This is a genomic window from Ferrovibrio sp. (genome assembly GCF_046297895.1).
Classification (GTDB): domain Bacteria; phylum Pseudomonadota; class Alphaproteobacteria; order Ferrovibrionales; family Ferrovibrionaceae; genus Ferrovibrio.
Window position 1 is genome coordinate 248,170 of the sequence record NZ_JBKBHC010000005.1, and the last position, 26,751, is coordinate 274,920.

Consider the following 26,751-nt stretch of genomic DNA (forward strand, 5'->3'; position numbering starts at 1 on the left):
CCCCCGGTTGCCAGATGGCCGCAGCCAAGCGAGGCTTGCGGCCATGACCGAGGATTCGCCCGCCGCCCCGTCCGCCGACCTGGCTGCCGACCTGGCCGCCGCCCTGGCCCAGGCCGAGGCCGTGCTGGCGCAACGGCCGGACGATCCGGCCCTGCTCGACCTTGCCGCAGGCTGTGCGGAAGCCCTGGGCGACCTCGCCAAGGCCGAAGACTATCGCCGCCGCGGGGTGCAGGTCGCGCCGCAAAACCCGGCTGCCTGGATCCGGCTCGCCACCCTGCTGCAGCAGCGTTACTCGCCGGAAAAGGCAGCCGCGGTCTATCGTCGCGCCATCGATTTGATGCCCAATGATCCCCATCTTCATCATGCGCTGGGCAGCGTGCAGGAACGCATGGGACATCTCGGCAAGGCCGAGTATGCCTATCGCCGCAGCGTAAAGCTGGCCCCCGACCCGGTCTTTGCGTCGCAGGCGCTGAATGATTACGCCAGCGTTCTGACCGCACAGCAGCGCCATGACGAGGCGGAGGCTGCCTACAGGGCGGCCCTGGCGCGCAGCCCCTACGCCAAAGCCGCGAACAACCTGGCATCGCTGTATCACGGTCTGGGCAAGATGGCGGAGGCGGAGCAAGGCTATCGCCACGCCCTCGAACTGAAACCGAATTACCCGCATGCCGAATTCAACCTTGCCAACCTGCTGCATGAGCAGGGTCGGCTTGCGGAGGCCGAAGACGCCTATCGCCGAGCCATTGCCAGGGATCCCGGCTTCACCGAGGCGATGAACAACCTGGGTCTGCTGCTGGGCGAAACCGGCCGCTCCGAGGAGGCCATCGCACTGCTCAGGCTGGCCCTGCATCAGGAACCGCAGCATGCCGCCATCAGCGTAAACCTTGCCGACCTGCTGCATCAGCGCGGCGATGCCGACGATGCAAAGCTGGTGGTCGACGCCGCGCTGCTGGCACATCCCGATGACGCATTGCTACGCCTGACCAAACTGATGCATTGCCTGCCGGCCCTGCCCGACAGCCCCGCATCCGCAGAACAGGGCGTGCAGGCCTTCGACGCCGAGTTGCAGCACTGGACGCAGCATGCGCTGCAGCCAGGCAATCGGCGCGCCGCAGCCGAGCATGTGGGTCACAAGCAGCCTTTCTACCTGGCCTATCGCGCCGGCGACCATCGCTTGCGGCTGTCGGCTTTCGGCGATGCCACCGCCGCGCTGATGCGCGATGCCTTTCCCCTGCCATCGCCGCAGCCGCCGGCGCGGCAACGCATCAGGCTGTGCGTCGTGACGAAATACATCCGCAGCCATTCGGTGTGGACCGTGGTGCTGAACGGGCTGCTGAGCCAGATCGACCGCACGCGGTTCGAGACCGTGCTGCTGCATACCGGAACGGCCAGCGAGGCCGACATGGCTGCCGTGCGCGGCATGGTCGATCGCCTGTACCCGCATCCACGCGATTTCCGGGCCGCCCTGGACATCCTGCGTGGCGAGCAGCCCGACATCCTGTATTACCCGGAGATCGGCATGGATGCGCTGACCAACCGGCTGGCCAATCTGCGGCTGGCACCGGTGCAGGCAGCCGGCTGGGGCCATCCCGTAACGACGGGACTGCCCGAAATCGACCTGTACCTGTCAGGCGATCTGCTGGAGCCGCCAAATGCGGCGCGGCACTACCGCGAGCGGCTGGTGCGTCTGCCCGGCACCGGGGCCTGCACGCTGTCGCCGCCGGTGCTGCCCATGCCGCTGCCGCCCGAGATTGCCGCTCTTTTGCCGTCAGACCGCCGCATCGCACGTTTCGTGCTGTGCCAGCATGCCTTCAAGTTCGACCCCGCCGACGATGCCCTCTACGCCCGTATCGCCCGCGCAGCCGGCCCCTGCCGAATATTCATCATGCTGCGGGCCGACGAACCGGTGCAGAGCGAACGGCTGCTCGACCGCCTGCGCCAGGCCTGCGCCAGGATCGGCGTCGATGGCGACAGCGTGTTCGTATCCCTGCCCTGGCTGCCCATGCCGCAATTCTACAGCCTGCTGGATGAGATGGATGTCTATCTCGATTGCCCGGGTTTTTCCGGCTACACCACCGCCTGGCAGGCCCTGCACCGCGGCCTGCCCATCGTGACGCTGGAAGGCGGCTTCATGCGCCAGCGCCTGGCGGCCGGCGCGTTGCGCCAGATCGATACGACCGAAACGATTGCTGGCGACGCCGAACAGTATCTCGGGATCGCAACCGCCCTGGCGCAGGAATGCCGCGGCAATGCCCCGGCCTATGCTGTACGGCGCGCGGCCCTGCGCGGCGCCGCTCCGAAACTGGACGGCAATGCCGAGGTGGTGCGGGTTTTCGAAACCGTGCTGGCCGAGGAACTGGAACGGCGGCGCTGATTCAGGCGACGTTGCGGGTAATCAGACGCCCGGCGCTGGCACCGGTGACGCCCGTCTCGCCGACATAGCTCGACACGCCATTGACCCAGACTTCCAGGATCCCTTTCGCCGGCGTCTTTGGCGCGGTGAATGTGGCGGTGTCGATCACCGTGGCAGGATCGAACAGCACCAGATCGGCATAGGCGCCTTCGCGGATCGTGCCGCGATCCACCATGCCGAAGACCTTCGCGGTCAGACCCGTCATCTTGTGCACCGCCTGCTCCAGCGACAGCAGTTTCAGATCGCGGGCATAATGTCCCAGCACGCGCGGGAACGTGCCCCAAAGGCGCGGATGCGGCATGTCGTTGCTGGGCAGACCGTCGGAACCGATCATGCTGCGCGGATGGGCGATGATGCGTTGCACATCCGCCTCGTCCATCATGAAATAGATCGCCGCAGCCGGCAGCAGGCGCTTGGCCGCCGTCACCTGGTCGACGCCCCATTCCCTGGCGATATCGGCCAGCATGCGGCCCTTCATCTCGGGGTAAGGCTCGGAGGTGGCGATCTGCACCGGCATGTCGTCGCGCAGGCGATCGGGCAGCAGGGCCGTGGAACTGGCGATATAGGGATAGACGTCGAAATCAACCGTCTGCGTTTTCGATGCGCGGTCGATCAGGGCCAGCGTCTCGACCGAACGGCCGAAATTCTCGGGGTTGGTGCATTTGTGGTGGCTGATCACCACAGCCGAGCCGGTATCGCGGCCGATCTTCAGCGTCTCTTCGATACTGTCGATCACGCCATCGGCTTCGTCGCGCATATGCGTGACATAAAGGCCGCCGCGCGAGCGCAGGGCCTCGCCCACCGCAATCACTTCGTCGGTCGGCGCATGGCGGCTGGGCGGATACCACAGGCCCGAGGACAGCCCGGAGGCGCCCTGCTCCAGCGACTCTTCCAGGCGCTGCTTCATCTGCGCGGCTTCCCTGGCCGTCGCGGCGCGGTTGATGTCGTGATCCATCGCCTGCACGCGCAGCGACATATGGCCCACCAGCGCATAGGTGTTGGTGGGTGGTGGCACCCTGCGCAGGCGTTCGGCATAATCGGCGAAGCTTGGGAACTGCCAGGCTTCCGGGCCGCCGACCAGGTCGAGCGGCGGCGGCGGGCGTCGCGTCATCGTGGCCGGTGCCAGACTGATGCCGCAATTGCCGACCACCACGCTGGTGACGCCCTGGCTGAGCTTGCAATGCATGCAGTCAGGCCCGTGCAGCACCGCGCCGTCGTCATGCGTGTGGGCGTCGATGAAGCCCGGCGCCAGCGCCTGGCCCTTCGCGTCCACTTCGCGGTCGGCCGAGGCTGCGCCCAGGTCGCCGATGGCGGCGATGCGGTCGCCGCTGATCGCCACGTCCCCCATGAAGGACTCCGCGCCGCTGCCATCGAATATGCGGGCGTTGCGGATGGCCAGATCGTAGCGGCGGGTCATCCGGCGATCCTTCGGGTATGGTTGAGCGCCGCCTCGATCAGGTTCATGCTGGCTTCCGGCGTGCGGAAGGCCGAATGGGCCGACAGCGTGACGTTATCGAGTTTCGTGAGCGGATGGTCCCTGGGCAGCGGCTCGACATCATAGACATCGAGGCCCGCATGGCCGAGCTGGCCGGATTTCAGCGCCGCGATCATCGCCGCCTCGTCCACCACCGCGCCGCGCGCGGTATTGACGAGGATGGCGCCACGCTTCATCTGCGCGATGCGCGGGGCCGACAGGAAACCGCGCGTCTCGTCGTTGAGCAGCAGATGCATCGAGACCACGTCGCTCTGCGCCAGCAATTCGTCGATCGGCACGAAACGCACGCCTTCGGCGCTCTTGGCGCTGCGGTTCCAGGCCAGCACATTCATTCCCGCGCCGCGACACAGCCGCGCCATCTCGGCGCCGATGCCGCCATAGCCGATCAGCCCGACCGTCTTGCCGGTGAGTTCCACGCCATCCAGCCGCAGCCAGTTGCCGGTCCGCATCTCGCGGTCCATGCGGGCAAAGCCCTTGGCGGCGGCCCACATCAGCGCGAAGGCGCATTCGGCTACGGCGGTATCGCCATAGCCCTTGATCAGATGCACCTCGATCCCCAGGCCAGCGAGCTCCTCGATATGCATGTAGCTGCGCGCGCCGGTGCCGAGGAACACGACATGCTTCAGGCCCTTGCATTGGGCGGCGATGGCGGTGGGCAGATAGGTATGATCGATCCAGGCCACCGGCGCGCCATCCAGGACACGGGGCAACTCCTCGGGCTTCACATCCGGCTGGCGATTGACGCCGACCGGCGGGTCGGAGGGTTTGCGCAGGCGCTCGGCCAGGTCGCCGAGAGTGGGATTGGCATCGACGAAAACGGCACGCAAGGCAGGACTCCCCCGATGAGATACGGCAGCTTGATTCCTCGCCCTTCAACGGCGGGCGAGTCGTATACTGACGGTCAGCGCGGCGAGTGTCACCCCTGTTGCGACCAGCAAAACGGCCATGCCGGGCCGCAGGCCCATATCCACGGTGAGGTTGGTTTCAAGCACAAGCAGCCATGGCGCGCCGCTGCGCAACCAGAAATAAAGTGCCTCGCCCCCCATGGTGCATGCAGCGCTGCCCAGCGCCAGAGCAACCAGCCCCGGCCAGGGCAGCGTGGTTCCGGCAGGAAAAATCCGGCGCAGCAGACGATAGCCCAGCAGCCAGAGCAGCAATCCGGCCATCAGGGTCGGCTCACCCACATCGGCCTTGGCCTGCAGGAAGAAGTGCCACAGCGCCAGCGGTGCCAGCAGGTAGACGACGCGGTGCAGCGCCTGCCACCGCCGGCCGCCCAGCCGCCGCACCATGCCGTCGGTGGAAGTGGCGGCCAGCACCAGCAAACCGATCAGGGCGGTCAGGCCGATCAGCAGGTAGTTCGAGGAGACGATCTCGCGCAGCGCCTTTTCCATATTGAAGGCATGATTGGCGAAATAGAGTATCAGATGCGCCGCGGCGTATAGCGCCGACGCCACCCCGATCATGCGCCGCACCAGTGCCAGCCGGCCATAACGCAGCATCTGCCGTAGCGGCGTGACGGCCAGCGACAGAAGCAGGAAGCGGAAGGCCCACAGCCCGGTCTGGTGGATCAGTTCGGTCAGCGGCCGCGGGCCAAGGTCATGCTGAGCCGTGCGCCATAGCAGCCACAGGGCTGGCAGCAGCAGCAGGCCGAACACAACGGCCTTGAGCGGCACGAATCTGCCGCCGGCATCGCGCCAGGGCGCCGGAAACGGCGAACGTCGATAGGGTGCGGCAGAGGTCATGCCCGCCGATATAACCTGACGCAGCCCCTAAGCCGAGGCGTCCTGAGGGAAATTTATCGTGAACCGGGTGCCCTCGCCCTCGCGGCTGGATACTGCGATGGTGCCGCCCAGAACCTGGCTGACCAGATTATAGACGATATGCAGGCCCAGGCCTGTGCCACCGGTGCCGCGCTTGGTGGTAAAAAAGGGATCAAACACGCGCGGCAGGTCGGCCGTGGCGATGCCACGCCCGTTGTCGCGGAATTCGATGGCGATGCGCCCCTCACGCGGCTGCGTCACACTGATCCATATCCGGCCTGGCCGCCCGCCATCCTCGAAGGCATGCTGAAGCGCATTCATCACCAAGTTGGTCACGATCTGCCCCAGGGCGCCGGGCCGGCTGCGGACCATCAGGTCGGCCGGACAGTCGATCTGCACCTCATGAAGCGAACGGCGCAGGGCCGGCGCCAGGCTGAGCATGATTTCGTGCATATAGGCGCCGATGTCGAACAACCGCAGATCGTCGGTGCTCTGATCGGCGGCCACCTGCTTGAAGGCCTGGATCAGGCGGGCGGCACGGGTCAGGTTGGCCTGCATGATCCGCGTCGCCTCGGTTGCGGTCTCGATGAACCCTTGTAGGTCGCTGCGCCGCAATTGATCGTCCTTGAAGCGGACCGTCAGTTGATCGATCTCTTCCGCCAGATGCGAGGCTGCCGATACGCCGATGCCGAGCGGCGTGGAGATTTCGTGGCTCATGCCGGCTACCAGCGAGCCAAGCGATGCCATCTTCTCGGCCAGGATCAGGCTGGCCTGGGCGCCGCGCAGATCGACCAGAGCGCGCTCGGCCTCTTCCTTGGCGCGACGCAGTTCGTCCTCCATGCGCCGACGGGCCGTGATATTGGTTCGCACGACGACCAGGTCGCCCGACGGCGTCACCCGCTCGTGCACCAGAAACCATTCCCCGGCATTGGTGCGTATCTCCACCATGCGCTCGGGGATACGCCGCCGGGACAGCGACGCCGCCGCAGCCGCACCCTGGTCTTTCGGATCGCGGCTGAAAACTCCGCGATCATAGCCGCGCTGCACCAGCTCCTCGAAGCTCATGCCTACCGCCTGATCCGAGGTCAGGCCATACAATGCGGCAAACCGGCTGGAGCAGATCGCGATGCGATCATGAGCGTCATAGATCACGAACCCATCGCCAGCCACCTCAACGGCATGCCGCAGGCGGCGATTGAGCGCATAGCGCTCGCTGGCGTCGAAAATTGTCACCGCCACCGAGCGATCTGGCAGTCGTCCGATGGTGAATTCCAGAATCTTTCCGGTCGGCACATGGCGTGCCGCCGTGGTTCCCGATGTGCCGCGCATAAGCCGGTCGATATGATAGCGCATGTCGCTGATCTCGATATCGCCGAAGTCGCGCCGCTGAATCACGAAGCGCAGCAGGGCTTCGTGGCTGTCGCCGGGATTCAGGGTGCCCGATGGCAGGGCCAGCAGCTCTGCCGCACGCCGGTTGATCGTATGAATCGTTCCATCCGGGTGGAAAAGCATGACGCCGACCGGCAGCGCGTCCAGCGCCCAGGCCTGGTATTCGTTGCGGCGCCTGCCTTCCTGACGGGCCAGGGTCAGAGCCTCGGTTACCCGCCGGGCCTCCTCGTTCGCCATATAATTGCGGCGACGCTCCAGCTTGATCTGGCGCATGCCAAAAAAACCAAGGCCGTTCCCGATGATGGCAAACAGCGCCAAGCCGACCAGATTTTCCGATCCGAAGGACAGCCATGTGGCCGTCAGCAGAGACATGCCAAGGGTGACATAGGCTGCATTCGCAAGGGTCAGATTGGCCGAGCACGGCACCAGCAGGTAGAAGACGAGCAAATAGGCAAAAACCAATGAACCGGCACTCAGGGCCGGTGGGGCGCTGATCATCCAGGTCATGAAGGTCAGCGTGGTCAGCGTGGCCATGCCCAGGCCGGCAACGATATCCAGCATCTGAACATCATTCAGGCGGCGCACGAGATACTGGAACAGGAGGCCGGCGAATAATCCGAGGCCACGGACCAGAACGAAGAACAGAAACACCTGGCCATGGCCATGAACCAGATAGTCGCGGATCAGCAGCAGGCAGAATGCCGTGGTGGCCGCCAGACCGCAGCTCTGCAGCATGCGGCGCGCGGGATCTAGCCGGCTCTGCCGGTACATCCGTTCGACGCGACGGTCGCGGAACTCCCCGCTCCAGGCGAGCAGCCGGGATTCGTCTGCCGCAGGCGGCGGCGACAGCAGGGATGAAAATGGCGATTGCAGCATGGCTATGCGGGATCCCGGGCCGGCATATTATGACCGCCTGGCCCCCTGGACAAAGCAAGACGGCAAATATTGCCTAGCGAGGCAGGTTTGTTCCGGGATCATTTTTATTTTATATCATATAGTTATAAAGATTTCCCGGGTCGGCACGGTCCTTGCTGGCTTCTGCCAAGAGACATTCTGCGGACTCGGGAGTCGAACCATGTCCTATTACGGTGCCCTCGGCACGGCGGTGCAAGGCATTTCCGCCCAGGCGATCGCCATTGGCCATATCTCCGATAACGTGGCCAATGCGACCACCAATGGCTACAAGCAGGTGAAAACCAGCTTCGCCGATCTCGTCACCAACAAGGTGCTGGGCGCCAGCGCGGTGCTCGACAATAACCGCAACATGGGTGTTACGGCATCCGCCGACTTCGCAAACCGTCAGCAGGGCCAGATCATCAGCCACAACAGCTTCACGTCTATCGCGGTGGATGGCAACGGCTTCATTCCGGTTGCCAAGCCGACCGGTTTCGACCGGGAGACCGGCGAGCCGACAGGCTTCGAGGACACCGTCTATTATACCCGGCTGGGCGATTTCCGCCTCGATAACAGCAACCGGCTGGTCAACTCGGCCGGATACTATCTGATGTCGGCGGAAGTGGGCGGCACCACGATATCGCCGTTCGAACTGGACGACGAGGCCATAGCCGCCGTGGCGACCACGACTGTGGACTATCGCGTCAATCTGCCGGCCAATGCCAGCACCGGCAGCACCTTCTCCAATGGCATCGCCGTCATCGATTCCGAAAGCAACGACCGCAATTTCCAGCTCGTCTGGGAAAAAACCGGCAACAATGCCTGGGAACTGACGATCAATACCTCTGGGGGTACGCCCGACAGCTTTGGCCCGATCAACGTGACGTTCAACAACGGCCTGTTGAACACCATGACGACAACCGATCCCAACCTGACTGTGACAACGACAGGCGATGCCACCGTTTCCCTGTCGACCGATTTCGGCAGCGGCGCACAGGCCATTGCGCTGAACCTTGGCGAATTCAACGGTACCTTCGATTCCGGCTCCACCACCGGCCTGACGCAGTATGGCGGCAATGTCAGCGCTCTGACCAATGTGAATATCGATCAGAACGGTCTCAAGGGCGGTGAATTCACATATGTCACCTTCGGCGAGGACGGCTCCATCATCTATAATTACGAAAACGGCCGCAGCCAGGTTGGCAGCCAGCTTCTACTGGCCAATTTCCCCGAACCTGACCGCCTGGATAGGGTGGACGGCACGGTTTTCCTGCAAAGCTCACGATCGGGAGAAGTCGTGCTCGGCAATCCGGGCGATAGCGACAACGAGGCTGGTATCGGTGTGATACGAGCCGGCGCGCTGGAACAGTCGACAGTCGATGTCGCTGAGCAGATGAGCCGGCTGATCGTTGCCCAGCAAGCCTATTCGATGAATGGCCAGGTGATCAGCGCAGCCGACAGCATGCTGTCTCGCGCCATCGATATGAAGCGGTAACGCCGGATGCCGGTTCAGCCCGGCGTACAGCGCGTCTGCTTGCCTGGCAGCGAATAGCGACAGGTCAGATCCCGGCCCCTGGGCTGCGCGACACGGAAAATGTCGCCTTCGATGCGGCGCACGGCATACTGATTGGAAAACTGCAGCCAGCCGAAACTGTCGAAATACGCCTGGATGCCGTTGGAGAACAGCAGGTCGCGCCGCCGGTTTTTCGACACCCGCACCTTGTTGCTGTATTCTAGGGTGCCGTCGTCAAATTCACGGATCACCAGATCATTGGTGCAAAGCGCCTGCCTGGGGTCGTCGGTCAGTCGGCAGCCGAAACTCGGCAGTTCGGCCGGCGGCGTGCTGATCACGATGGCAAAGATGGTGGCTTCCATCAGGTTCATGCGGGTCTCTCGATTCTGCCGCATTTTAACATAGATTGTCCGCCCGACTGCCTTGACCCTCCCATATGGGAAGCCAATATGTTGCCCGAATGACCGAACCACGCGGCATCCATAAGGGGCGGACCGGCCCCCGCCTGATCGCCAGGAGCCTGATCGCCAGGAGCCTTATTGCCTGGGCCGCCGCCATAGGGCTGCTGGCCGGCTCGGTGCTGATGCCTATGGCGCATGCCGCGCTGCCGGCTGCGGGCCAGCCCGCCCCTGCCGCATTCCAGATAACAGATGAGCACGCCGGGCATGAGCATGCCCGCGGCCCTGCCGCCCATGACCATGAGGGCCACGAAAGCCGCGGACACGCCGCGCCGGCCGATATGCCGGATTTCGCCGGCTGCGGTCTGTGCAGCGACTGCATGCTCTGCGCCATGGGAATGCCGGTGACGGCGATCGCCATGGCGAGCGAGTACCCGCCTGCCGGCATGCGGGGGGCTGAAACCAGCCTGCCGCCTGGCATTGCCCTTCCTCCCCCTGCCGAGCCTCCCCGAGTCTGAAACCTTGCCATTCATGCGCACTGCCATGCAATCCAGGGCAGTACGCGAAGCAAGTTTTCTACCGCGGAGAGAGCATAATGCCGTCCCACTCCATTCGACCGGCCCTGATGGGCCTGGTTCTGATCTGCTTACCGGCTGCCACGTCGGCATCGGAACAGCAACAGCCGTCGGCCATTGATCCCGGCGCGCAGACCAGCACGCCGGTCTACCGTTCTGCCTTCAGCGAATACCGGCCGATGGAAGACCTGGCGGCGCAGGACTGGCGTGCTGCCAACGATGCGGTCGCGCGGACCGGGGGCCATGCCGGAGCGCTGAAGGATGACGTCAAGAATCCCGAACCGGCGCCGGCATCAACCGGCCATGCCGGCCACAAACACTGAGGCGCGCCATGCAGCGGATCGTTTTAGCCCTGCCCCTGCTCCTTACGCTCGGAGCCTGTGCAGCACCCGTCGCCAATCAGGCCTTTCAGGATATTGCCGCCCAGACCGAACAGCAGATCGGCCAGCGCCCCGTCTGGATCCGAAGCGAGGCCGATGAACAGGCGGCACGGGCGACGCTGGACCGGCTGTTGGCAAAACCGCTCAGTGCCGACGATGCGGTGCAGATCGCCCTGCTGAACAATCGCCGTCTGCAGGCCGGGCTGGCCGAACTTGGCATCGGCGCTGCCGACCTGACGGCATCGTGGCGCCCGCCGAACCCGGGGATCGGCTTCAGCCGCACGCAACGCAGCGGCGAGGTGGAGATCGAACGCAGTTTCAGCATCGATGCACTCAGCCTGCTCGCCCTGCCGCTGCGGGCCGGCATCGAAGCCCGGCAGTTCGAACGCACCAAGCTGCAGACCGCCGGCGAGATTCTCGGCCTGGCCGCGCAGACCAAACGCGCCTGGTATGAAGCGGTCGCCGCCGAACAGACGGCACGCTATATCCAGACAATGCGCGAAAGCGCGTCCGTTCAGGCCGAATTGGCCCGGCGCATGTATCAGGCTGGCAACTGGAGCATGCTGGACTACGCGCGCGAGCAGTTATTTTATGCCGATGCCACGGCGCGGCTTGCGCGCAGCCGCCTGAGCGCCACGGCGGCCCGCGAAAAACTGGCCCGCCTGATGGGCCTGTGGGGCGACGACCTGCGCTTCACGCTGCCCGAGCGTCTGCCCGTATTGCCGGGCACACCGCGCGATGCCGGAAACATCGAGGCCGATGCCATTGGCAGGCGCCTCGACATCAAGCTAGCGCAGGCGGAACTGGAAGCCGTGCGCAAAGCCCATGGCCTGACCAGCGCCCTGCGCTTTGTGAACGTGCTGGAAACGGGCTTTGTGCGCAAAAGCGAGGAAGGCCGCTCCGACCGCGTAGGCTATGAAATCAGGCTGGAGGTCCCGATCTTCGATTTCGGCGATGCCAAGGCGACCAAGGCGGAGCAGGTTTGGCGACAGGCCGTGAACCGGCTGACCGACACGGCGGTCGACGCCCGCTCATCGGCGCGCGAAGCCTGGCTAGCCTACCGCACGGCCTACGATCTCGCCCAGCATTACCAGAACGAGATACTGCCCCTGCGACAGAAAATCGGGGAAGAAATGGTGCTGCGCTACAACGGCATGCTGGTCAGCGTTTTCGACCTGCTGGCCGATGCGCGCGAACAGATCTCCGAAGTGACGGCCGCACTTGAAGCGCAGCGCGACTTCTGGATCGCCGATACCGACCTCACCTTCGTAACCCTTGCCGCCACCAGATCCGGGAGCTGACAATCATGCTTACCCGCCGCAACCTGCTCGCCGCCACCGGCGGCATCGCCGCCGCAGCCGTGGCCCGCTCCGCCCTTGCCGCCCTGCCCGAGCCCGCCTACGCCGCTGGGCCTGGCACGGCGCCGCCGCCGCAACCATCCACCGGGCGGCCTTTTTATCCTGTCGTCACGCTGAACGGCTGGTCGGCGCCATGGCGCATGAACAATGGCTGGAAGGAGTTCCATCTGGTGGCCGAACCGGTGGTGCGCGAGATGGCTCCCGGCATGAAGGCCAATCTCTGGGGCTATAATGGCCAGTCGCCCGGCCCGACCATCGAGGCGGTGGAAGGCGACCGTGTGCGCCTGTTCGTCACCAACAAGCTGCCCGAACACACCACCATCCACTGGCACGGCCAGCTTCTGCCCTGCGGCATGGATGGCGTGGGCGGCCTGAACCAGCCGCAGATCAAGCCCGGAGAAACCTATGTGTACGAGTTCGAGCTGAAGAAATCGGGCACCTTCATGTATCACCCCCATGCCGACGAGATGGTGCAGATGGCGATGGGCATGATGGGGTTCTTCGTGGTCCATCCCCGCGACCCGAACCAGTACCGCGTCGACCGCGATTTCGTGTTCCTGATCAACGCCTATGACATCGAACCCGGTGCGGCGACGCCCAAGATCGCCACCATGACCGAGTTCAACCTGTGGAGCTGGAACAGCCGGGTGTTTCCCGGCATCGACCCGCTGGTGGTGCGGCAGGGCGATCGCGTGCGCATCCGCATGGGCAATCTGACCATGACCAACCACCCGATCCACCTGCATGGCTATGATTTTTCCGTCACCTGCACCGATGGCGGCTGGGTGCCGCCTTCGGCGCGCTGGCCCGAGGTTACGATCGATGTGCCGGTGGGGGCCATGCGGGCCTTCGAGTTCGATGCGATCTATCCCGGTGACTGGGCGTTCCACTGCCACAAGTCGCACCACACCATGAACCCCATGGGTCATGACGTGCCGACCATGATCGGCGTCGATCACAAGCATGTTGCACGTCGAATGGTGAATCTGATCCCCGACTACATGGTGATGGGCGAGCGTGGCATGGCCGACATGGGCGAAATGGAAATGCCGCTGCCGGACAACACCCTGCCGATGATGACCGGGCGCGGCCCCTTCGGCCCCATCGAGATGGGCGGCATGTTCACCGTGGTGAAGGTGCGCGAAGGACTGGCGCGCAACGATTTCCGAGACCCGGGCTGGTACAGGAATCCGCCCGGCACCGTCGCATACAAATGGAAAGGCTGAACCAATGAAGATCCAAACCGTTTCTCTTGCCGTATTCCTGCTGGCATCGCCGGCTTTCGCCGCGCCTGGCCACAGCGGGGGCCATAGCGGCGGCCACAGCCATGGCGGCAGCTACGACGGCCATGCCGCCGCCCTGGGCGAACCGGGGGATCCGAAAGCGAAGGCCCGCACCATCAATGTCGTCATGACCGATGAAATGCGCTTCACGCCAGAGACCATTACCATCAAGCGCGGCGAGACCATCCGCTTTGTGGTGAAGAATGCGGGCCAGCTCAGGCATGAAATGACGCTCGGCACCATGGAGGAACTGGTTGAGCACGCCAAGGTGATGGAACAGCATCCGGATATGGAGCACGACGATCCGAATGCGGTGACCGTCGAACCCGGCCAGACCAGGACCATCCTGTGGAAATTCACCAAGGCCGGCAGTTTCGACTATGGCTGCCTGATACCAGGCCACATGCCGGCAGGCATGAAGGGCCGGATCATTGTCCGCTGAAATCCGCGAGCATGATCATGAGCAAGATAGTCGCAGCAATCCTCGCCGGCAGCATTCTGCTGTTTGGCGGAACGCTACAGGCGCAAACCGGCACAACCGATGGCGAGGTGCGGCGTGTCGATAAATTGACCGGCAAGATCACCCTGCGCCACGGCCCCATTGCCGGAGCGCTCGAAATGCCGGCCATGAGCATGGTATTCCAGACAAAGGACCCCACGCTGCTGGACCGACTGAAACCCGGCGACAAGGGCAGGTTCGTCATCAGCAAGGATGAGGGCGGCTACTGGATCCTCTCGGCAGAACCGGAGAAGTAGGATGTCGCGTTATGCGCTTGTTGTCCTGGCCGGCATTGTGGCCGCCGCCCCTGCCGGCGCACAGGACGGGATGGTCACGGTGCAAAAGCCGGCGCAGCTCAGCCCGCTGGCGGAACAGGGCCGCATCGCCTTTGGCAAGACCTGCGCACAATGCCATGGCGACTGGGGCCAGGGTAACGCCAGACAGGGGCCGCCGCTGATCCACAAGATCTACGAATCCTCGCATCATGGCGACATGGCCTTCCTGATCGCCATGGCCCAGGGCACGCGCCAGCATCACTGGCGCTTTGGCAACATGCCGCCGCAACCGACGGTCGGACGCGAGGATGCCCTCGCCATCATCACCTTCGTGCGCGAGGTGCAGAAGGCCAACGGGATCGACTGATCCGGCTCAAGCCGCGTCCTGCAGATCGTAGTGGAAAACCTTGGAGATAATCTGCCAGCGACCATCCAGGCAGATGAACGTGAGAAGGTCGGTGAAGAATTTCGGGCCGATGGCACATTCGACCCGGGCAATCGCGGTGACCGGACCGGCAAATTCGATGGAAACGATGCGGTCACGTCGCGGCTCGTTGCGGCTGGCCGGCGACGGCCGTTTATCGACGACCGGAAAATATTCGTCCATGGTCAGATGCAGCAAAGATCCGTCCGTGGCACAGGCATAGACCGCCTTCGGATGGAACGCCTGCCGCAGGCGTTGGGTATCGCTGTGATACAGGCCATCGAAATAGATGCCCAAAACCCGGGAAATATCCGCTGCCGCCGTCGTCATGCACGTCTCCTGCCGGTTCATCGCATCAGATAGTCGCAAGGGATACAAGGTAAAGCAGGTACCGATCTGTAACCGCCCCGGCCGGATCAGCCGATATCAAGCACGACATTACCCGTATAACGTCCCTGCTCCACGGCTTCGTGCGCCGTGGCGATCTCATGCAGCGGGAAATGGGCCGCCACGGTATGCTGGAGCGCCTTTGCACCCAAGAATGCATTCAGGTCGGCGATGGCCCTGGCGCGTTCGTCGGCCGTCAGTTCATACACCACGAAGAAACGCAGGGTGATGCTGCGGAACAGCAGGTCGCGGAACGGCACTGGCACTTGGTCCATACTGTTCGAGCCATAGCTGACCAGTTCACCATGCGGACGCAGTATGCCCTGGGCCAGCATGGCCGCGGTCGTGGAGAAATCCATGTCGACCACCGCATCGGCTCCGACACCATCCGTGAGGTCTTTCACCCGCTGGGGCACGTCTTCCCGTTTGTAGTCAATTACCGCGGTCACGCCGGCGGCCGCGGCATGTGCGGCCTTCTCGGCCGAGCCGACCGTGCCGATCACCCGTGCGCCGCGCCGCACCGCCACCTGGGCCACGTAATGTCCAACCGATGTCGCCGCGCCGATCACCACGAGACTGCGGCCCGCGACGTCCCCCAGCAGGTTCACCGCATGGATCGCGGTCAGCGCCGGGATGCCGAAGCAGGCCCCCGCAGCGAAATCCACATCGGCCGGCAGAGCCACAGCCTGACGCGCCGGCAGGACGATATACTCGGCTGCCGTGCCGAAGGGGCGCTGCCATTGGGCGTTCCATGTCCAGACACGTTCGCCGACGCGAGAAGCCGGCACATCCAGTCCTATGGCATCGATCACCCCGGCGCCGTCGCTGTGCGGTATAATCCTGTCGGCGATCAGGGGCCTGGCACGCCGGCTTTTCACATCCGAGGGGTTGACGCCCGAAGCATGCAGCCGCACCCGCACCTCGCCGGCGCCGGGTTGCGGCGTCGGTATATCGCCAACCTCCAGAACCTCGCGTGCCGCGCCGTTCCTGCCATACCATGCTGCCCGCATTGCCGTCTCCCTCGCCCTGCTTTCCTGCAGACTAGGCGAGACGCAAAACCCATACAACCTCGGGCTCAGCCGGCAAAATAAGACTTGATGCGCTGCACGATGGCGGGGTCGTCGCAGGCATAGCGCGCGGCCACGACATCGTCGGTGACACGAAGCACCTCGGCCTCGGCCCTGAAATCGAGACTGAGCGCTGCATTGCGGATCTCGACCGTTATTGGCAGCCTGTCGCCAACCGCCATGCCCGACGGACAGGGACCGAAAAGCAGGCCGACCGGGCTCCAGTTGCGCAGAGGAATACGCATGCCCTGCACGATCACTACGTCGTTTGGTCCACCCTGGCCACGCTGCAGATTGCGCTGACCGTTGGGCTTGACCACGCCGGCAAGCTGGTGGCGGAACTGGTCGAGCAGCCTGGTCTTGCGCGGATCGGGGATATCGGCCTTTACCAGGGCTTCCGAAATCGCGGCGGCCAGCGTGGCGAATTCCTCGCGCGTGGCCTGCGGCCCCAGGAACTGCGTCCTGAAATCGCGGTGATCCATGTAATGCGACAGGATGCCCTGCAACTCGAAACGTGCGTTCGGCTCCTCGACCTCGCGATACAGCCGCAGCAGGAACAGCAGCTTGCGCGCAATGTCGGGTTCGCGGCCCAGGATCGGGTTCAGCAACTCGGGCGTTGCGAAGCGGGCAAAACGGCGCGCAAGGTTGGCCTGGATCGCCGGAACACCCTCCAGCAGCGGCAGCCCTTCGATCCGCTGGCGCAGGGCCTGAAGGCCCTCCCATTCCTGGTGGGCATCGTCGCCGAAGAGCGGCAAGCTGCCATCCAGCGCTTCCGCCATCTTCTCGCCCACGGCCGCACCGGCATGCATCAGGGCAACCGCATTCAGGGCATGGCGCAGCCGCAGCAGGACCGCCGGGGTTTCCGGCGGCAGCTCTTCACCCGCCAGACCAAGGCAGATGTCGATCACGCGGCGGCGGGAAGCCTCACCAAACAGCGCGGGCGCTGCCGGCTTGAGCAGCAGTATTTCAGCCAGTGTCCGATCGGCAAGTCCATGGCTTTCCGCCCCCAGTCCGGCCTCTGCCAGATCGAGACAGAGCTGCGCCTTTGCCTCCCATCCGTCGCAGGCCGCCACCAGCCGGGCGACGACGACGCCGTCGCGGACCCATTCATCCAGCGCCGCGCCGCGCAGCAGGCCCTGCTGTAGGGCGCCGGCCATGCCGGAGAGCGGAGTCAGCTTCGCCGCCTGCACCTCGACGCGCCGCATGGCTGCCTCGGCCAGCGCGGTGAGCTCCTTCATGCGTTCGGAAACCGGCCGCTTGGTGTGTTGGCCCTGCAACAGCGCAACGCGCTGCAGGATTTCCTGGAAGCGCGGGCCATCATTGAGCAGTGCGCGGTGCTGGACCGGATCAAAGACCAGCTCGGTGGCGGTCACACCCCGGCGCTCCAGATAGCCGCGAGCAATCTGGAAGATCAATTCACGCGCCGGATCGGCAAAGGTCTCAGCTTCTGTTTCGCAGAACATCGCCCGCTCTTTTGGCGGAATTCAAGGAAAGGCCGGCTGACATAGCGGCATAGCCGGTAGTTGTGCAACCCGGGAGACCAGGGTCTGCTAATATACTATCAGCGGGCGTTTTATGTGCGATCAAAAACTATTGAATGCCTGCCGCAGCAGCGGTCAGGGCGGACGAAATCATTTCGCAAAATACTGCTGAATGCGCTCGGAGACGTCGGAATCCTTACAATAATACCGCGCCGCCACCAGACCGTCGGCCACCCTCACCACGTCAGCCGAGGCATCGAATCTGATATCGATGGCGTGATTGTGCACGTCGACATTGATATCCACCGAATCGCCGATCCTGATCGTATCCTCCACCGGGCCGAACAGCACGCCCAAGGCGCTCCAGTTGCGTAGCGGCGCCCGGCGGCCGTTGATCAGCACGGCATCGTTCGGACCGCCCATAACACGCGGATCGCGCCGCCGCTCCGCCAGACTCTTGATATGCATGTACTGCTTCAGAATGCTGTTGCGGAAACGGTCGCGGCGATGGTCGGGCAAAGCCGGATTCTGCAGGGCCTCGTCCAGGGTCTGCGCCATTTCCACCATGGCATCCAGCGAGGTTCCCGGCTCAGCGAAATGGCTGTGGAAATCACGATGCTCAAGATAAAAGGTCAGAGCCGCGAGCAGATCGCGCCGCGCCGTGCCATCCAGAACTTCTGGATAGAGACGGGCCAGGTAAAGTGCCTTGTTGCAAAAAGCCGGGATGTTGTTGAGGGCCAGACGCAGGGGCTCGGCCTGTGCCAAGCGGAAGAACCTGTTCCCCAGCGCCTGCTGCAGGAGCGGATCGGCCGACAGGGCCGCGTTCGTCTGCAGGCGCTGTTTCAGATGCTGCAGATAGGCCCATTCCGAAAAACCGGGCGCATCGGAAAGCGGCCCAATCTGGTTCAATGCAGTCGCGATCCGGTCGGATACCGCCTCGGTCAGGATCGGTGTATCGCCGCTGGTCAGCAGAGCCTTCACACGCTTTTGCAATGGCCGTTCTGCCGATGCATCTGGATCAATCATGACCAGACAGCCATCGATGACATGGCAGGATGTCTCGCCAAAGCCAAAAGCCGGGCCTGCCGTATCCAGCCGCAGCATCTCAGCCAGGGTTTGCTCCAGCAAGGCTCGAACGCCGGCCTCGGCGCCGCTTTCAATCAGATCGAGGCACAGCATGGCACGGCCAGTCCAGTCCGTTGTCTCGGAAAGCTGGGCCGCGATGATGATCCCGACCCGAATTTCACCATGGCGTGGACTCTCCGCCGCCAGCTGGCTGAGCGCGGCACCGGTGAGTACGAAATCAGACGGCGTCTGCCGCGTCAGGCTGTCCACCAGGCGCATGGCCTGATTGACCATACCCGTGAGCTCGCGGCGACGATCCAGCACCGGTTGACGGGTTTGCTGTACCTGCATGGCCGAGACACGCTCGATCATGTCGGCCAGGCGATTACCATCGTCGGCCAGACTGCGTTGCCGAACGCGACTGAAGCAGAGCTCGGTCGCAGTGACGCCCTCCTGCTCAAGGTAGGGACGGGCAAACCGGAAGATCAGATCCCGTGCACCGTTTGAGAAGAGATCTGCTTCAGAAAGGCAATAGCTGTCCTGATCACGCATGGGGATGTCCTGATTGCACACCCCTGCATTCGCATAGCCGAAATCAATCAGCACCTTTAAAGTCAATAACGTTACCGCTGTCGGAAGACGCCTTGCATTACAGCGCTGTAACGAGAGATTGTAGCGGCGGCTATCGCCCCACCCATTCTTCCCGCGCCGGCTCTGGCACCAGGTCGTTGGTGTCCCACGAGAAGAAGATCAGCGCAGCCCATTCCTTCTTGTGCGCGAAGCCATAGACCGGGTCGAGCGACTGGATCAGCAGGCCTGACTTGGCGTCATAGGCCGTGGCCGCCACCTTGATCACACCCTGCTGGGTATCGCGTTTGAACAGCGCGATCTCGGGCATCTGCACCTGCCCGGCCAGCGGGATCGGCACGCCGAAATCGGGAATGCCGAACAGCGTCTTGTCGCGGTCGACCGAGATGGCGCCGATGCGCGGTTCGATCACGATGTCGGCCTTGCCCTTGTCGTCGACCAGATCACTGCCCTGGCGCAGGATACGGTCGCGGATGGTGCCCAGCAGGTATTTGCTGTCGGTGCCTTCGGCATAGGCCGGATCAACAAACACCTTGCGGCCTGCCGGCAGGCTGAAGGCCAGCCTGTCGGCCGCGCGTTCGGCAGCGGTGGAGAACAGCAGCTGCTCGGTGGCGGTGCGGCCCGGCTCGGTGGTGCGTTGCGTGGAGCAGGCAGCAAGCAAAATGCAAAGAGCGGCAGGCAGGAAGAGGCTGCGGAGCATCGGACATCCTTGATCTGGGATGTTCCTGTCTGCCGCAGAAAAACGGCAGAAAAAAGGCCGGGATTTCGGCCCCGGCCTTCATCATGCGCATGTCGCGGCGTTCAGCCCGACAGCTTTTTCTTCAGCAGCTCATTCACCGCCGCCGGATTGGCCTTGCCGCCCGAGGCCTTCATCGTCTGGCCGACGAAGAAGCCGAACAGCTTGTCCTTGCCCGAGCGATACTCGGCCACCTTGTCGGCATTGGCCGCCATCACCTCGTCGATCACTTTCTCGATCGCGCCGGTATCGGTGACCTGCTTCATGCCCTTTTCTTCCACAATGGTGGCGGCATCCTTGCCGGTTTCCACCATCAGGGCGAAGACATCCTTGGCCAGGCGGTTGGAGATCGTGTTGTCGCTGATCAGGTCGATCAGGCCGCCCAGCTTCTCGGCCGTGATGGTGAACTCTTCCATCGACTGGCCGGACTTGTTCAGCACGCCGAAATACTCGGTGATCACCCAGTTGGCGGCCAGCTTGCCGTCGCGGCCCTTGGCCACCTTCTCGTAGAAATCGGCCGACTCCTTCTCGGCCACCAGCACGGAGGCGTCATAGGGGCTGAGGCCCAGCTTCTCGATGAAGCGCGCCTTCTTCTCGTCGGGCAGTTCCGGCAGGCTGCGGGCGATTTCGTTCACCCACTCGCCGTCGAGTTCCAGCGGCAGAAGGTCGGGATCGGGGAAGTAGCGGTAGTCATGCGCCTCTTCCTTCGAGCGCATGCTGCGCGTCACGCCCTTGGCCGTGTCGAACAGGCGGGTTTCCTGGTCGATCTGGCCGCCGTCTTCCAGAATCTCGATCTGGCGGCGGGCTTCGTATTCGATGGCCTGCTGCACGAAGCGCACGGAATTGACGTTCTTGATCTCGCAGCGCGTGCCCAGGCCCTCGCCCGGCCGACGCACCGACACGTTGACGTCGGCGCGCATGGAGCCTTCGTCCATGTTGCCATCGCAGGTGCCGAGATAGCGCAGGATGGTACGCAGCTTCTTCAGGTACAGCCCCGCCTCTTCCGAGTTCCGCATGTCGGGCTCGGAGACGATCTCCATCAGCGCCACGCCGGAACGGTTGAGGTCGATGAAGCTTTCGCGTGGGCTCTGGTCATGCAGGCTCTTGCCCGCATCCTGCTCCAGATGCAGGCGTGTGATGCCGATCTCGCGGGTGCTGCCATCGGGCATGTCGAGCAGCAGCCTGCCTTCACCCACGATGGGCTGCTTGTACTGGCTGATCTGATACCCCTGCGGCAGGTCGGCGTAGAAGTAGTTCTTGCGATCGAACACCGAATGCAGATTGATCTGCGCCTTGAGGCCCAGCCCCGTGCGCACCGCCTGCTCGATGCAATAGCGGTTGATCACTGGCAGCATGCCGGGCATGGCGGCATCGACCAGGCTGACCTGGTGGTTCGGCTCTGCGCCGAAGGCCGTGGCCGCGCCGGAGAACAGCTTGGCCTTCGACAGCACCTGGGCATGGACCTCCATGCCGATGACGACTTCCCACGGACCCGTGGCGCCCTGGATGTAATCTTTCTCAGCCATGTTACGACCTCCACCAGGCGGTGGGTTTGGCGGTGAAATTCGCGGCCTTCTCGACCGTGCGGCCGACGCGCAGCAGGGTCGCCTCATCGAACGGGCGGCCGATCAGCTGCAGGCCCCAGGGCAGGCCGTCGGCGCTCAGGCCGGCGGGTACCGACATGCCGGGCAGGCCAGCCAGATTCACCGGCACCGTGAACACGTCGTTCAGATACATGGTGATCGGGTCGTCGGTCTTGGCACCCAGCGGGAAGGCCGTGTTCGGCGCGGTCGGAGTCAGGATGGCGTCGACGCGCTGGAAGGCCTGCTCGAAGTCCTTCTTGATCAGCGTGCGCACGCGCTGTGCCTTGGTGTAATAGGCATCGTAATAACCGGCCGACAGCACATACGTGCCGATCATGATGCGACGCTGCACCTCGCGGCCAAAGCCTTCGCCGCGGGTATTCTCGTACATCTCGATCAGGTCCTTACCCGGCACACGCAGGCCGTAGCGCACGCCATCGTAGCGGGCCAGGTTCGAGGACGCCTCGGCCGGCGCCACGATGTAGTAGGCCGCCAGCGCGTAATGGGTGTGCGGCAGGTGGATATCGACGATCTCGGCGCCAGCATCCTTCAGCCAGGCCTTGCCCTGCTCCCATAGCGCCAGGATCTCAGGGTTCATGCCATCCATGCGGTATTCGCGCGGAATGCCGATGCGCAGGCCCTTCACGCCCGCTTCCAGATTGGCGGTGTAATCGGGCACCGGGGTATCGACCGAGGTGCTGTCCTTCGGATCGAAGCCGGCCATGGCCTGCAGCATCAGCGCGGAATCGCGCACGGTGCGGGTCATCGGTCCGGCCTGGTCGAGCGAGGAAGCAAACGCTACGATGCCCCAGCGCGACACGCGCCCATAGGTGGGCTTGATGCCGGTGATGCCGCAGAGCGAGGCCGGCTGGCGGATCGAGCCGCCGGTATCGGTGCCGGTGGCGCCCAGGGCAAAGCCGGCGGCGACGGCGGCGGCCGAACCGCCCGACGAACCGCCGGGCACCAGCCTTGTGCCGTCCGGCGCGCGCCAGGGATTGATGGCGGGGCCGTAATAGCTGGTCTCGTTCGACGAGCCCATGGCGAATTCGTCGAGGTTCAGCTTGCCCAGCATCACCGCGCCGGCCTGCCACAGATTGGCGGTGGCCGTACTTTCATACGTCGGGTGGAAGCCGTCGAGGATGTGACTGGCGGCCGTGGTCAGAACACCTTCAGTGCAGAACAGGTCCTTGATGGCGAGCGGAATGCCTTCCAGCAGGCCGGCCTTGCCGGCGGCACGGCGGGCATCGGACGCCTTCGCCATCTCCAGCGCCTTCTCCGGCGTCTCGGTGATCATGGCGTTCAGCGGCCTGGCCGCCTGCATGGCCGCGATGCTGGCCTGGGTCAGCTCGACTGAGGTGAAGTCCTTCTTCGCCAGCCCCTCCAGGGCGCCGGCGATGGTGAGCGTGCTCGGGTCGATGGCCATTATTCCACCACCTTCGGCACGGTGTAGAAATCGCCCTGGCGCTGGGGAGCGTTCTTCAGCACGGCCTCCGGCTTGCCGCCGTCGGTCACTTCGTCCTCGCGCTGGCGCAGCTTCATCGGCGTCACCGAGGTCATCGGCGGGATATTGTCGGTATTCACCGCCTGCAGTTCCTCGACGAAGGTGAGGATGCTGTTCAGTTCCGCGGTCATGGCGTCCAGCCGCTCCGGCTCCATCTTCAGCCGGGCCAGCTTGGCGATTTTCGCCACCGCCGTTCTATCCAGTGACATGCGCTGTCCGTTCCGTGGTAAAAACTGGGGAGAATCCCTTTGAAATTGCGGCGGAAAGTATCACTCGTGACCGGCCCCGGCAACCCCGCTCCCCAGCCCGTTAAGTCCTTGTTCCGTCCAGCAGAAGGCCCGATCCGGCTCGATGTCGGCCGGCGCTATCTGGGCTTCGATCTGGGCAGCAAAACCATCGGACTCGCGCTCTCCGATGCCGGACACCGGATCGCCAGCCCCTACCAGACCCTGCCGCGCCGGAAATTCAGCCAGGATGCGGCCGAACTGCAGAAGATCGTGACGAAGGAAGCTGTCGGCGCCCTGGTGCTGGGCCTGCCGGTGAACATGGACGGCACGGAAGGCCCGCGCTGCCAGGCCACGCGCGCCTTTGCCCGCAACCTTGCTCAGCTCATCCCCCTGCCCGTCGCACTGTGGGACGAGCGCCTGAGCACCGTGGCCGTGCAGCGCATGATGACCGAGGAAGCGGATTTGAGCCGCGCCCGCCGCGCCGAACTGGTCGACAAGCTGGCGGCTGGCTACATCCTGCAATCCTACCTGGACTGGCTGGCGCAGCAGCCGGCCTAGCCGGGCCGGATTTCCAGCAGTGCGGTGGGCGGCACGCCGTTGTGGAACGGCCGGTCGTAGAGCCCGATCACCACGAAGCACAGCATCGCCGCAGCCGTGAAAATCGCCAGCGCAACCTGCTTGGCGCGCGGGCGATCGACATGCACCATGGCGATCGTTGCCTGCAGGCCGGCGGCCAGCGCAAACAGCGCCAGCCATTTCGCCAGATCGACGCGGCCGGCCTCGCTCAGCATGATGCGCTCGCGCCGCGCCGACATCGCGGATTCAATCGCCGCCAGGCTGTGCTGCACGGCCTGCTGCTGGCCAAAGCCCTGCGGCTGCACCGCCAGAAGGCGCTGCACGGCATCGAGCAATGCCGGCTGGCGCAGGCCCATATGCAGTTCGCCTTTCGCCATGGCGGGCCATTCCTCGCTCACGGCGCGGTCGATATGGGCGCGGATGATCGTCTTGATGTCCTGCGCCACCTCGGGCGAGATGGTGGCGGCCAACACCTCGGCATGGCGCAGGGCCGCGGCCTCGTGGGCGACGAAGCCGCTGGCGCGATCCCAGTTGCTCCAGACATTCGCGGCGATGAAGGCAAGCAGGAAGCCGTTGAGCACGGAGAGCGGCGTGAGCGTGACCGGCGAGACCGCCTTGAACTCGGCCATCCAGCCCTTTGCGCCCAGGCGCTGCACGGCCACATAGATCATCACGGCCAGAACGGCCGTCAGGCCGGCAAAGACGAACCCCATTTGTCCCTCGCATGCCATGTGCCGCCGCGCGGCAGTTTCCGCATGGATACTGTAACGGCCGCCGACGCGGCGGGAAAGATCGTCCGGGCCGGGAGTTTCCACTGGGCGGCAGGGGAATATCTGTTAGTCTCAAACCAACCGGCGGTACAGCCGGAGAAACGCCACAGTCCCGTCCCGCAGGCATCATGACCGACCTTGCCCTTCCCGCCGGCCGCCAGCCCACGGCCAACCGCGACCTCAAGGTGATGGCCCTGATCGGCATCGCCCATGGCTGCAGCCATTTCTTCCAACTTGTGCTGCCGCCCCTGTTCCCGTTCCTGAAAACCGAATTCAGCGTCAGCTACACCGAGCTGGGCCTGGTGATGACGCTGTTCTACGTCACCTCCGGCGTGCTGCAGACGCCGGCCGGCTTCCTGGTCGACCGCGTGGGGGCGCGCAATGTGCTGATCGGCGGCCTGGCAATCTTCTGCACCGGCATTCTGCTTTATGGCCTGGTGCCCAGTTTCTGGATGCTGGTGCCGGTGGCGATCCTGGCCGGCATCGGCAACAGCGTGTTCCATCCGGCCGATTTCTCGATCCTGAACGCGTCGGTGGACCAGAAACGTCTTGGCCGCGCCTATGGCACGCATACTCTGGGCGGCAACCTGGGCTGGGGACTGGCACCGGTATTGATGGCCGGCGGTGCGGCCCTGCTGGGCTGGCGGGCGGCGCCGATCATCGCCGCCCTGATCGGGTATGCGATCCTGGCCGCCCTGCTGATGAACCGCGATCTGCTGAAGGAAGATGCCGGCGCCGCCCGCCGCGCGGCCGCAAAGGCGGGTGAAAAAGCCGCGCCACTCGGTCCGCTGCTCAGCCTGCCGGTGGTCATGTGCTTCGGCTATTTCCTGCTGCTGTCGTTTGCGCTGATCGGCACGCAGAATTTCCTGCCCGCCACCCTGGCGGCGCTCTATGGCACGCCCCTTACGCTGGCCACCACCGCACTCACCGGCTTTCTGCTGGGTGCCTCGGCCGGGGTGATGGTGGGCGGCTGGATTGCCGACCGCGGTGTGCGCCTGGAGGCTATCGTGATCACCGGCCTGCTGGGCGCGGCCGCGCTGATCCTGCTGGTGGCCAATATCGACCTGCCCGAGATCATGCTGGTGGCCGCGATCACCGTCGCCGGATTCCTGCAGGGCATGACTACGCCCTCGCGCGACCTGATCGTACGCGGTGCCGCCCCCAAGGGGGCCTCCGGCCGGGTGTTCGGCTTCGTCTATTCCGGTCTGGATGCCGGATCGGCCCTGGCGCCGCTAGCCATCGGCCTGCTGCTGGATCACGGCCAGGCCGACCGCGTGCTGTGGTTCGTGGCCGCGATGCTGGGTCTGACCACACTGACCGCCGTGGCGATCAGGCAGACCTCGGCGCGAAAACCCGAAACCGCCTAGCGGTTCAGCCAGCAGAGCAGTTCGGCATCGAACACTGCCGCTTCTTCCAGGAATGGAGCATGGCTGCTCCGCTCGAAGGCACGGATGGTGAGATCGCGGAAACGATCACGCCCTGCCGGAGATCAGGCATGACGCTCAGTTTGCATCGTGAACGGTACAGTTCTCGGATGATGTCTTGCACCAGCCGCGCAGACCGCCGGCAAACATGGTCGCCGGGTCGGCACAGGCGGATAGCATGAACAGCAGCGAGAAAATCGTCAGCGCGCGCATGGCATCACCCGAAAAAGTCACCCCGGCAGCGTCTCGAACGTGTAAGTCTTGTTGATCACCTGCCAGCGGCCGTCAAGTCGAACCAGACTCAGATAGTCGGTGAAGAAGCGGGGAAGGATGGCGCAGTTCACCTTCACCATCGCCGTATCCGGCCCGGTGATGTCGACCGACAGCACGCGGTCATGCTCGCGGGTCTGCCCCTTGGCCTTGGGCGAAGGCCGGCTTTCGATCAGCTTGCACCATTCCTCGCGCGGCACGTTCACCAGCTTGCCGTCGATGGCGGCGAACAGGCTTGAGGCCGGATGGAAGGCCTGCCGGATCTTGGCCGTATCGCCCTCGTGCAGGCCGTCAAGATAGGTCTGCACGGTGGCCAGGATGTCATTGACCTGCGGATTGTTCATGAATGCCTCCCTGTCTATGCGCGAGGAAAGCAGCGCCGTCCCGTGCGGTCAAGTACGGCAATGCACCCCGACAATG

Annotated in this window: 27 protein-coding genes; 11 read left to right on the plus strand and 16 right to left on the minus strand. The window is 64.2% G+C overall.

Annotated features, from left to right (window positions below):
* The first annotated feature begins 43 nt into the window (after nucleotides 1-43).
* A complete protein-coding gene (locus tag ACK4FK_RS10405; protein WP_409744818.1) occupies nucleotides 44-2,374 on the plus strand; it encodes a tetratricopeptide repeat protein in 2,331 nt (776 codons plus the stop codon).
* 1 nt (nucleotide 2,375) lies between these two features.
* On the opposite strand, the gene ACK4FK_RS10410 is transcribed toward ACK4FK_RS10405, so the two are convergent.
* Genes ACK4FK_RS10410 through ACK4FK_RS10425 form a run of 4 tightly spaced genes read right to left on the minus strand, consistent with a single transcriptional unit; the run spans nucleotide 2,376 to nucleotide 7,933 of the window.
* A complete protein-coding gene (locus tag ACK4FK_RS10410; RefSeq protein WP_409744820.1) occupies nucleotides 2,376-3,830 on the minus strand; it encodes an N-acyl-D-amino-acid deacylase family protein in 1,455 nt (484 codons plus the stop codon).
* Nucleotides 3,827-4,735 (minus strand): NAD(P)-dependent oxidoreductase, encoded by a 909-nt coding sequence (locus ACK4FK_RS10415; RefSeq protein WP_409744822.1) that lies wholly within the window; start codon nucleotides 4,733-4,735, stop codon nucleotides 3,827-3,829. Before ACK4FK_RS10415 ends, ACK4FK_RS10410 begins: the two co-directional genes overlap by 4 nt.
* 45 nt (nucleotides 4,736-4,780) lie before the next feature.
* Nucleotides 4,781-5,650 carry a sulfite oxidase heme-binding subunit YedZ gene (locus ACK4FK_RS10420; RefSeq protein WP_409744824.1) on the minus strand — a complete coding sequence of 290 codons (870 nt, stop codon included), beginning with the start codon at nucleotides 5,648-5,650 and terminating at the stop codon, nucleotides 4,781-4,783.
* A 27-nt stretch (nucleotides 5,651-5,677) separates the two neighbouring features.
* Nucleotides 5,678-7,933 (minus strand): ATP-binding protein, encoded by a 2,256-nt coding sequence (locus ACK4FK_RS10425; RefSeq protein WP_409744826.1) that lies wholly within the window; start codon nucleotides 7,931-7,933, stop codon nucleotides 5,678-5,680.
* A 199-nt stretch (nucleotides 7,934-8,132) separates the two neighbouring features.
* Between ACK4FK_RS10425 and ACK4FK_RS10430 the strand changes: the two genes are divergently transcribed.
* Nucleotides 8,133-9,446, plus strand: coding sequence for a flagellar hook protein FlgE (locus tag ACK4FK_RS10430; RefSeq protein WP_409744828.1), 1,314 nt, complete (start codon nucleotides 8,133-8,135; stop codon nucleotides 9,444-9,446).
* A gap of 14 nt (nucleotides 9,447-9,460) precedes the next feature.
* On the opposite strand, the gene ACK4FK_RS10435 is transcribed toward ACK4FK_RS10430, so the two are convergent.
* On the minus strand, nucleotides 9,461-9,835 hold the full coding sequence (locus tag ACK4FK_RS10435) for a hypothetical protein (protein ID WP_409744830.1): 375 nt from the start codon (nucleotides 9,833-9,835) through the stop codon (nucleotides 9,461-9,463).
* 89 nt (nucleotides 9,836-9,924) lie between these two features.
* Here ACK4FK_RS10435 and ACK4FK_RS10440 point away from each other — a divergent pair, with 89 nt between their 5' ends.
* The 7 genes from ACK4FK_RS10440 (at nucleotide 9,925) to ACK4FK_RS10470 (ending at nucleotide 14,599) form a co-directional block, all read left to right on the plus strand.
* The gene (locus tag ACK4FK_RS10440; protein ID WP_409744832.1) at nucleotides 9,925-10,380 is read left to right on the plus strand and encodes a hypothetical protein; all 456 of its coding nucleotides are present in this window, start codon (nucleotides 9,925-9,927) and stop codon (nucleotides 10,378-10,380) included.
* A gap of 77 nt (nucleotides 10,381-10,457) precedes the next feature.
* Complete coding sequence (locus ACK4FK_RS10445; protein WP_409744834.1) at nucleotides 10,458-10,760, plus strand: hypothetical protein; 303 nt, start codon at nucleotides 10,458-10,460, stop codon at nucleotides 10,758-10,760.
* 8 nt (nucleotides 10,761-10,768) lie between these two features.
* Entirely contained in the window at nucleotides 10,769-12,118 is a 1,350-nt protein-coding gene (locus ACK4FK_RS10450) for a TolC family protein (protein ID WP_409744836.1), read from the plus strand.
* A gap of 5 nt (nucleotides 12,119-12,123) precedes the next feature.
* Nucleotides 12,124-13,401 carry a multicopper oxidase family protein gene (locus ACK4FK_RS10455; protein ID WP_409744837.1) on the plus strand — a complete coding sequence of 426 codons (1,278 nt, stop codon included), beginning with the start codon at nucleotides 12,124-12,126 and terminating at the stop codon, nucleotides 13,399-13,401.
* Nucleotides 13,402-13,405: 4 nt separating this feature from the next.
* Nucleotides 13,406-13,900 carry a plastocyanin/azurin family copper-binding protein gene (locus tag ACK4FK_RS10460; RefSeq protein ID WP_409744839.1) on the plus strand — a complete coding sequence of 165 codons (495 nt, stop codon included), beginning with the start codon at nucleotides 13,406-13,408 and terminating at the stop codon, nucleotides 13,898-13,900.
* An 11-nt stretch (nucleotides 13,901-13,911) separates the two neighbouring features.
* On the plus strand, nucleotides 13,912-14,214 hold the full coding sequence (locus ACK4FK_RS10465) for a copper-binding protein (RefSeq protein ID WP_409744841.1): 303 nt from the start codon (nucleotides 13,912-13,914) through the stop codon (nucleotides 14,212-14,214).
* Nucleotide 14,215: 1 nt separating this feature from the next.
* Nucleotides 14,216-14,599 carry a c-type cytochrome gene (locus ACK4FK_RS10470; protein WP_409744843.1) on the plus strand — a complete coding sequence of 128 codons (384 nt, stop codon included), beginning with the start codon at nucleotides 14,216-14,218 and terminating at the stop codon, nucleotides 14,597-14,599.
* Nucleotides 14,600-14,605: 6 nt separating this feature from the next.
* Here the strand turns inward: ACK4FK_RS10470 and ACK4FK_RS10475 are convergent, their stop codons facing one another.
* The 8 genes from ACK4FK_RS10475 to gatC form a co-directional block, all read right to left on the minus strand.
* Nucleotides 14,606-14,986: a nuclear transport factor 2 family protein gene (locus tag ACK4FK_RS10475; protein ID WP_409744845.1), complete on the minus strand. Its 381-nt coding sequence runs from the start codon at nucleotides 14,984-14,986 to the stop codon at nucleotides 14,606-14,608.
* 86 nt (nucleotides 14,987-15,072) lie between these two features.
* Nucleotides 15,073-16,053 (minus strand): NADPH:quinone reductase, encoded by a 981-nt coding sequence (locus ACK4FK_RS10480; protein ID WP_409744847.1) that lies wholly within the window; start codon nucleotides 16,051-16,053, stop codon nucleotides 15,073-15,075.
* Nucleotides 16,054-16,118: 65 nt separating this feature from the next.
* Nucleotides 16,119-17,573: a hypothetical protein gene (locus tag ACK4FK_RS10485; protein WP_409744849.1), complete on the minus strand. Its 1,455-nt coding sequence runs from the start codon at nucleotides 17,571-17,573 to the stop codon at nucleotides 16,119-16,121.
* Between the two features lie 168 nt (nucleotides 17,574-17,741).
* Nucleotides 17,742-19,208 carry a hypothetical protein gene (locus ACK4FK_RS10490; RefSeq protein ID WP_409744851.1) on the minus strand — a complete coding sequence of 489 codons (1,467 nt, stop codon included), beginning with the start codon at nucleotides 19,206-19,208 and terminating at the stop codon, nucleotides 17,742-17,744.
* Between the two features lie 130 nt (nucleotides 19,209-19,338).
* Nucleotides 19,339-19,944 carry a DUF6655 family protein gene (locus tag ACK4FK_RS10495; protein ID WP_409744853.1) on the minus strand — a complete coding sequence of 202 codons (606 nt, stop codon included), beginning with the start codon at nucleotides 19,942-19,944 and terminating at the stop codon, nucleotides 19,339-19,341.
* Between the two features lie 101 nt (nucleotides 19,945-20,045).
* On the minus strand, nucleotides 20,046-21,506 hold the full coding sequence (gatB, locus tag ACK4FK_RS10500; RefSeq protein ID WP_409744855.1) for an Asp-tRNA(Asn)/Glu-tRNA(Gln) amidotransferase subunit GatB: 1,461 nt from the start codon (nucleotides 21,504-21,506) through the stop codon (nucleotides 20,046-20,048).
* A 1-nt stretch (nucleotide 21,507) separates the two neighbouring features.
* On the minus strand, nucleotides 21,508-22,986 hold the full coding sequence (gatA, locus tag ACK4FK_RS10505) for an Asp-tRNA(Asn)/Glu-tRNA(Gln) amidotransferase subunit GatA (protein WP_409744858.1): 1,479 nt from the start codon (nucleotides 22,984-22,986) through the stop codon (nucleotides 21,508-21,510).
* Nucleotides 22,986-23,273 carry an Asp-tRNA(Asn)/Glu-tRNA(Gln) amidotransferase subunit GatC gene (gatC, locus tag ACK4FK_RS10510; RefSeq protein WP_409744860.1) on the minus strand — a complete coding sequence of 96 codons (288 nt, stop codon included), beginning with the start codon at nucleotides 23,271-23,273 and terminating at the stop codon, nucleotides 22,986-22,988. The genes gatA and gatC overlap by 1 nt, the downstream gene beginning before the upstream one ends.
* Before the next feature lie 108 nt (nucleotides 23,274-23,381).
* Here gatC and ruvX point away from each other — a divergent pair, with 108 nt between their 5' ends.
* Nucleotides 23,382-23,849, plus strand: a complete 468-nt coding sequence (gene ruvX, locus ACK4FK_RS10515) for a Holliday junction resolvase RuvX (RefSeq protein WP_409744861.1) — start codon at nucleotides 23,382-23,384, stop codon at nucleotides 23,847-23,849.
* Here ruvX and ACK4FK_RS10520 read toward each other — a convergent pair.
* A complete protein-coding gene (locus ACK4FK_RS10520) occupies nucleotides 23,846-24,580 on the minus strand; it encodes a hypothetical protein (protein ID WP_409744863.1) in 735 nt (244 codons plus the stop codon). The two genes, ruvX and ACK4FK_RS10520, sit on opposite strands and share 4 nt — an antisense overlap.
* Before the next feature lie 185 nt (nucleotides 24,581-24,765).
* On the opposite strand from ACK4FK_RS10520, the gene ACK4FK_RS10525 reads away from it, so the two are divergent.
* A complete protein-coding gene (locus ACK4FK_RS10525; protein ID WP_409744865.1) occupies nucleotides 24,766-26,004 on the plus strand; it encodes an MFS transporter in 1,239 nt (412 codons plus the stop codon).
* Between the two features lie 135 nt (nucleotides 26,005-26,139).
* Here the strand turns inward: ACK4FK_RS10525 and ACK4FK_RS10530 are convergent, their stop codons facing one another.
* Together ACK4FK_RS10530 and ACK4FK_RS10535 are read right to left on the minus strand one after the other, a co-directional pair.
* Nucleotides 26,140-26,274 (minus strand): hypothetical protein, encoded by a 135-nt coding sequence (locus ACK4FK_RS10530; RefSeq protein ID WP_409744867.1) that lies wholly within the window; start codon nucleotides 26,272-26,274, stop codon nucleotides 26,140-26,142.
* Nucleotides 26,275-26,291: 17 nt separating this feature from the next.
* Nucleotides 26,292-26,675: a nuclear transport factor 2 family protein gene (locus tag ACK4FK_RS10535; RefSeq protein WP_409744868.1), complete on the minus strand. Its 384-nt coding sequence runs from the start codon at nucleotides 26,673-26,675 to the stop codon at nucleotides 26,292-26,294.
* Nucleotides 26,676-26,751: the final 76 nt, after the last annotated feature.

Coding starts and splice junctions, on each gene's coding strand:
- gatB (WP_409744855.1), bottom strand. CDS start 21,506: ATGGCTGAGAAAGATTACATCCAGGGCGCCACGGGTCCGTGGGAAGTC.
- gatA (WP_409744858.1), bottom strand. CDS start 22,986: ATGGCCATCGACCCGAGCACGCTCACCATCGCCGGCGCCCTGGAGGGG.
- ACK4FK_RS10450 (WP_409744836.1), top strand. CDS start 10,769: ATGCAGCGGATCGTTTTAGCCCTGCCCCTGCTCCTTACGCTCGGAGCC.
- ACK4FK_RS10475 (WP_409744845.1), bottom strand. CDS start 14,986: ATGACGACGGCGGCAGCGGATATTTCCCGGGTTTTGGGCATCTATTTC.
- ACK4FK_RS10435 (WP_409744830.1), bottom strand. CDS start 9,835: ATGAACCTGATGGAAGCCACCATCTTTGCCATCGTGATCAGCACGCCG.
- ACK4FK_RS10535 (WP_409744868.1), bottom strand. CDS start 26,675: ATGAACAATCCGCAGGTCAATGACATCCTGGCCACCGTGCAGACCTAT.
- ACK4FK_RS10420 (WP_409744824.1), bottom strand. CDS start 5,650: ATGACCTCTGCCGCACCCTATCGACGTTCGCCGTTTCCGGCGCCCTGG.
- ACK4FK_RS10495 (WP_409744853.1), bottom strand. CDS start 19,944: ATGCTCCGCAGCCTCTTCCTGCCTGCCGCTCTTTGCATTTTGCTTGCT.
- ACK4FK_RS10440 (WP_409744832.1), top strand. CDS start 9,925: ATGACCGAACCACGCGGCATCCATAAGGGGCGGACCGGCCCCCGCCTG.
- ACK4FK_RS10465 (WP_409744841.1), top strand. CDS start 13,912: ATGATCATGAGCAAGATAGTCGCAGCAATCCTCGCCGGCAGCATTCTG.
- ACK4FK_RS10455 (WP_409744837.1), top strand. CDS start 12,124: ATGCTTACCCGCCGCAACCTGCTCGCCGCCACCGGCGGCATCGCCGCC.
- gatC (WP_409744860.1), bottom strand. CDS start 23,273: ATGTCACTGGATAGAACGGCGGTGGCGAAAATCGCCAAGCTGGCCCGG.
- ACK4FK_RS10490 (WP_409744851.1), bottom strand. CDS start 19,208: ATGCGTGATCAGGACAGCTATTGCCTTTCTGAAGCAGATCTCTTCTCA.
- ACK4FK_RS10405 (WP_409744818.1), top strand. CDS start 44: ATGACCGAGGATTCGCCCGCCGCCCCGTCCGCCGACCTGGCTGCCGAC.
- ACK4FK_RS10445 (WP_409744834.1), top strand. CDS start 10,458: ATGCCGTCCCACTCCATTCGACCGGCCCTGATGGGCCTGGTTCTGATC.
- ACK4FK_RS10485 (WP_409744849.1), bottom strand. CDS start 17,573: ATGTTCTGCGAAACAGAAGCTGAGACCTTTGCCGATCCGGCGCGTGAA.
- ACK4FK_RS10530 (WP_409744867.1), bottom strand. CDS start 26,274: ATGCGCGCGCTGACGATTTTCTCGCTGCTGTTCATGCTATCCGCCTGT.
- ACK4FK_RS10525 (WP_409744865.1), top strand. CDS start 24,766: ATGACCGACCTTGCCCTTCCCGCCGGCCGCCAGCCCACGGCCAACCGC.
- ACK4FK_RS10520 (WP_409744863.1), bottom strand. CDS start 24,580: ATGGGGTTCGTCTTTGCCGGCCTGACGGCCGTTCTGGCCGTGATGATC.
- ACK4FK_RS10470 (WP_409744843.1), top strand. CDS start 14,216: ATGTCGCGTTATGCGCTTGTTGTCCTGGCCGGCATTGTGGCCGCCGCC.
- ACK4FK_RS10410 (WP_409744820.1), bottom strand. CDS start 3,830: ATGACCCGCCGCTACGATCTGGCCATCCGCAACGCCCGCATATTCGAT.
- ACK4FK_RS10460 (WP_409744839.1), top strand. CDS start 13,406: ATGAAGATCCAAACCGTTTCTCTTGCCGTATTCCTGCTGGCATCGCCG.
- ACK4FK_RS10430 (WP_409744828.1), top strand. CDS start 8,133: ATGTCCTATTACGGTGCCCTCGGCACGGCGGTGCAAGGCATTTCCGCC.
- ACK4FK_RS10480 (WP_409744847.1), bottom strand. CDS start 16,053: ATGCGGGCAGCATGGTATGGCAGGAACGGCGCGGCACGCGAGGTTCTG.
- ACK4FK_RS10425 (WP_409744826.1), bottom strand. CDS start 7,933: ATGCTGCAATCGCCATTTTCATCCCTGCTGTCGCCGCCGCCTGCGGCA.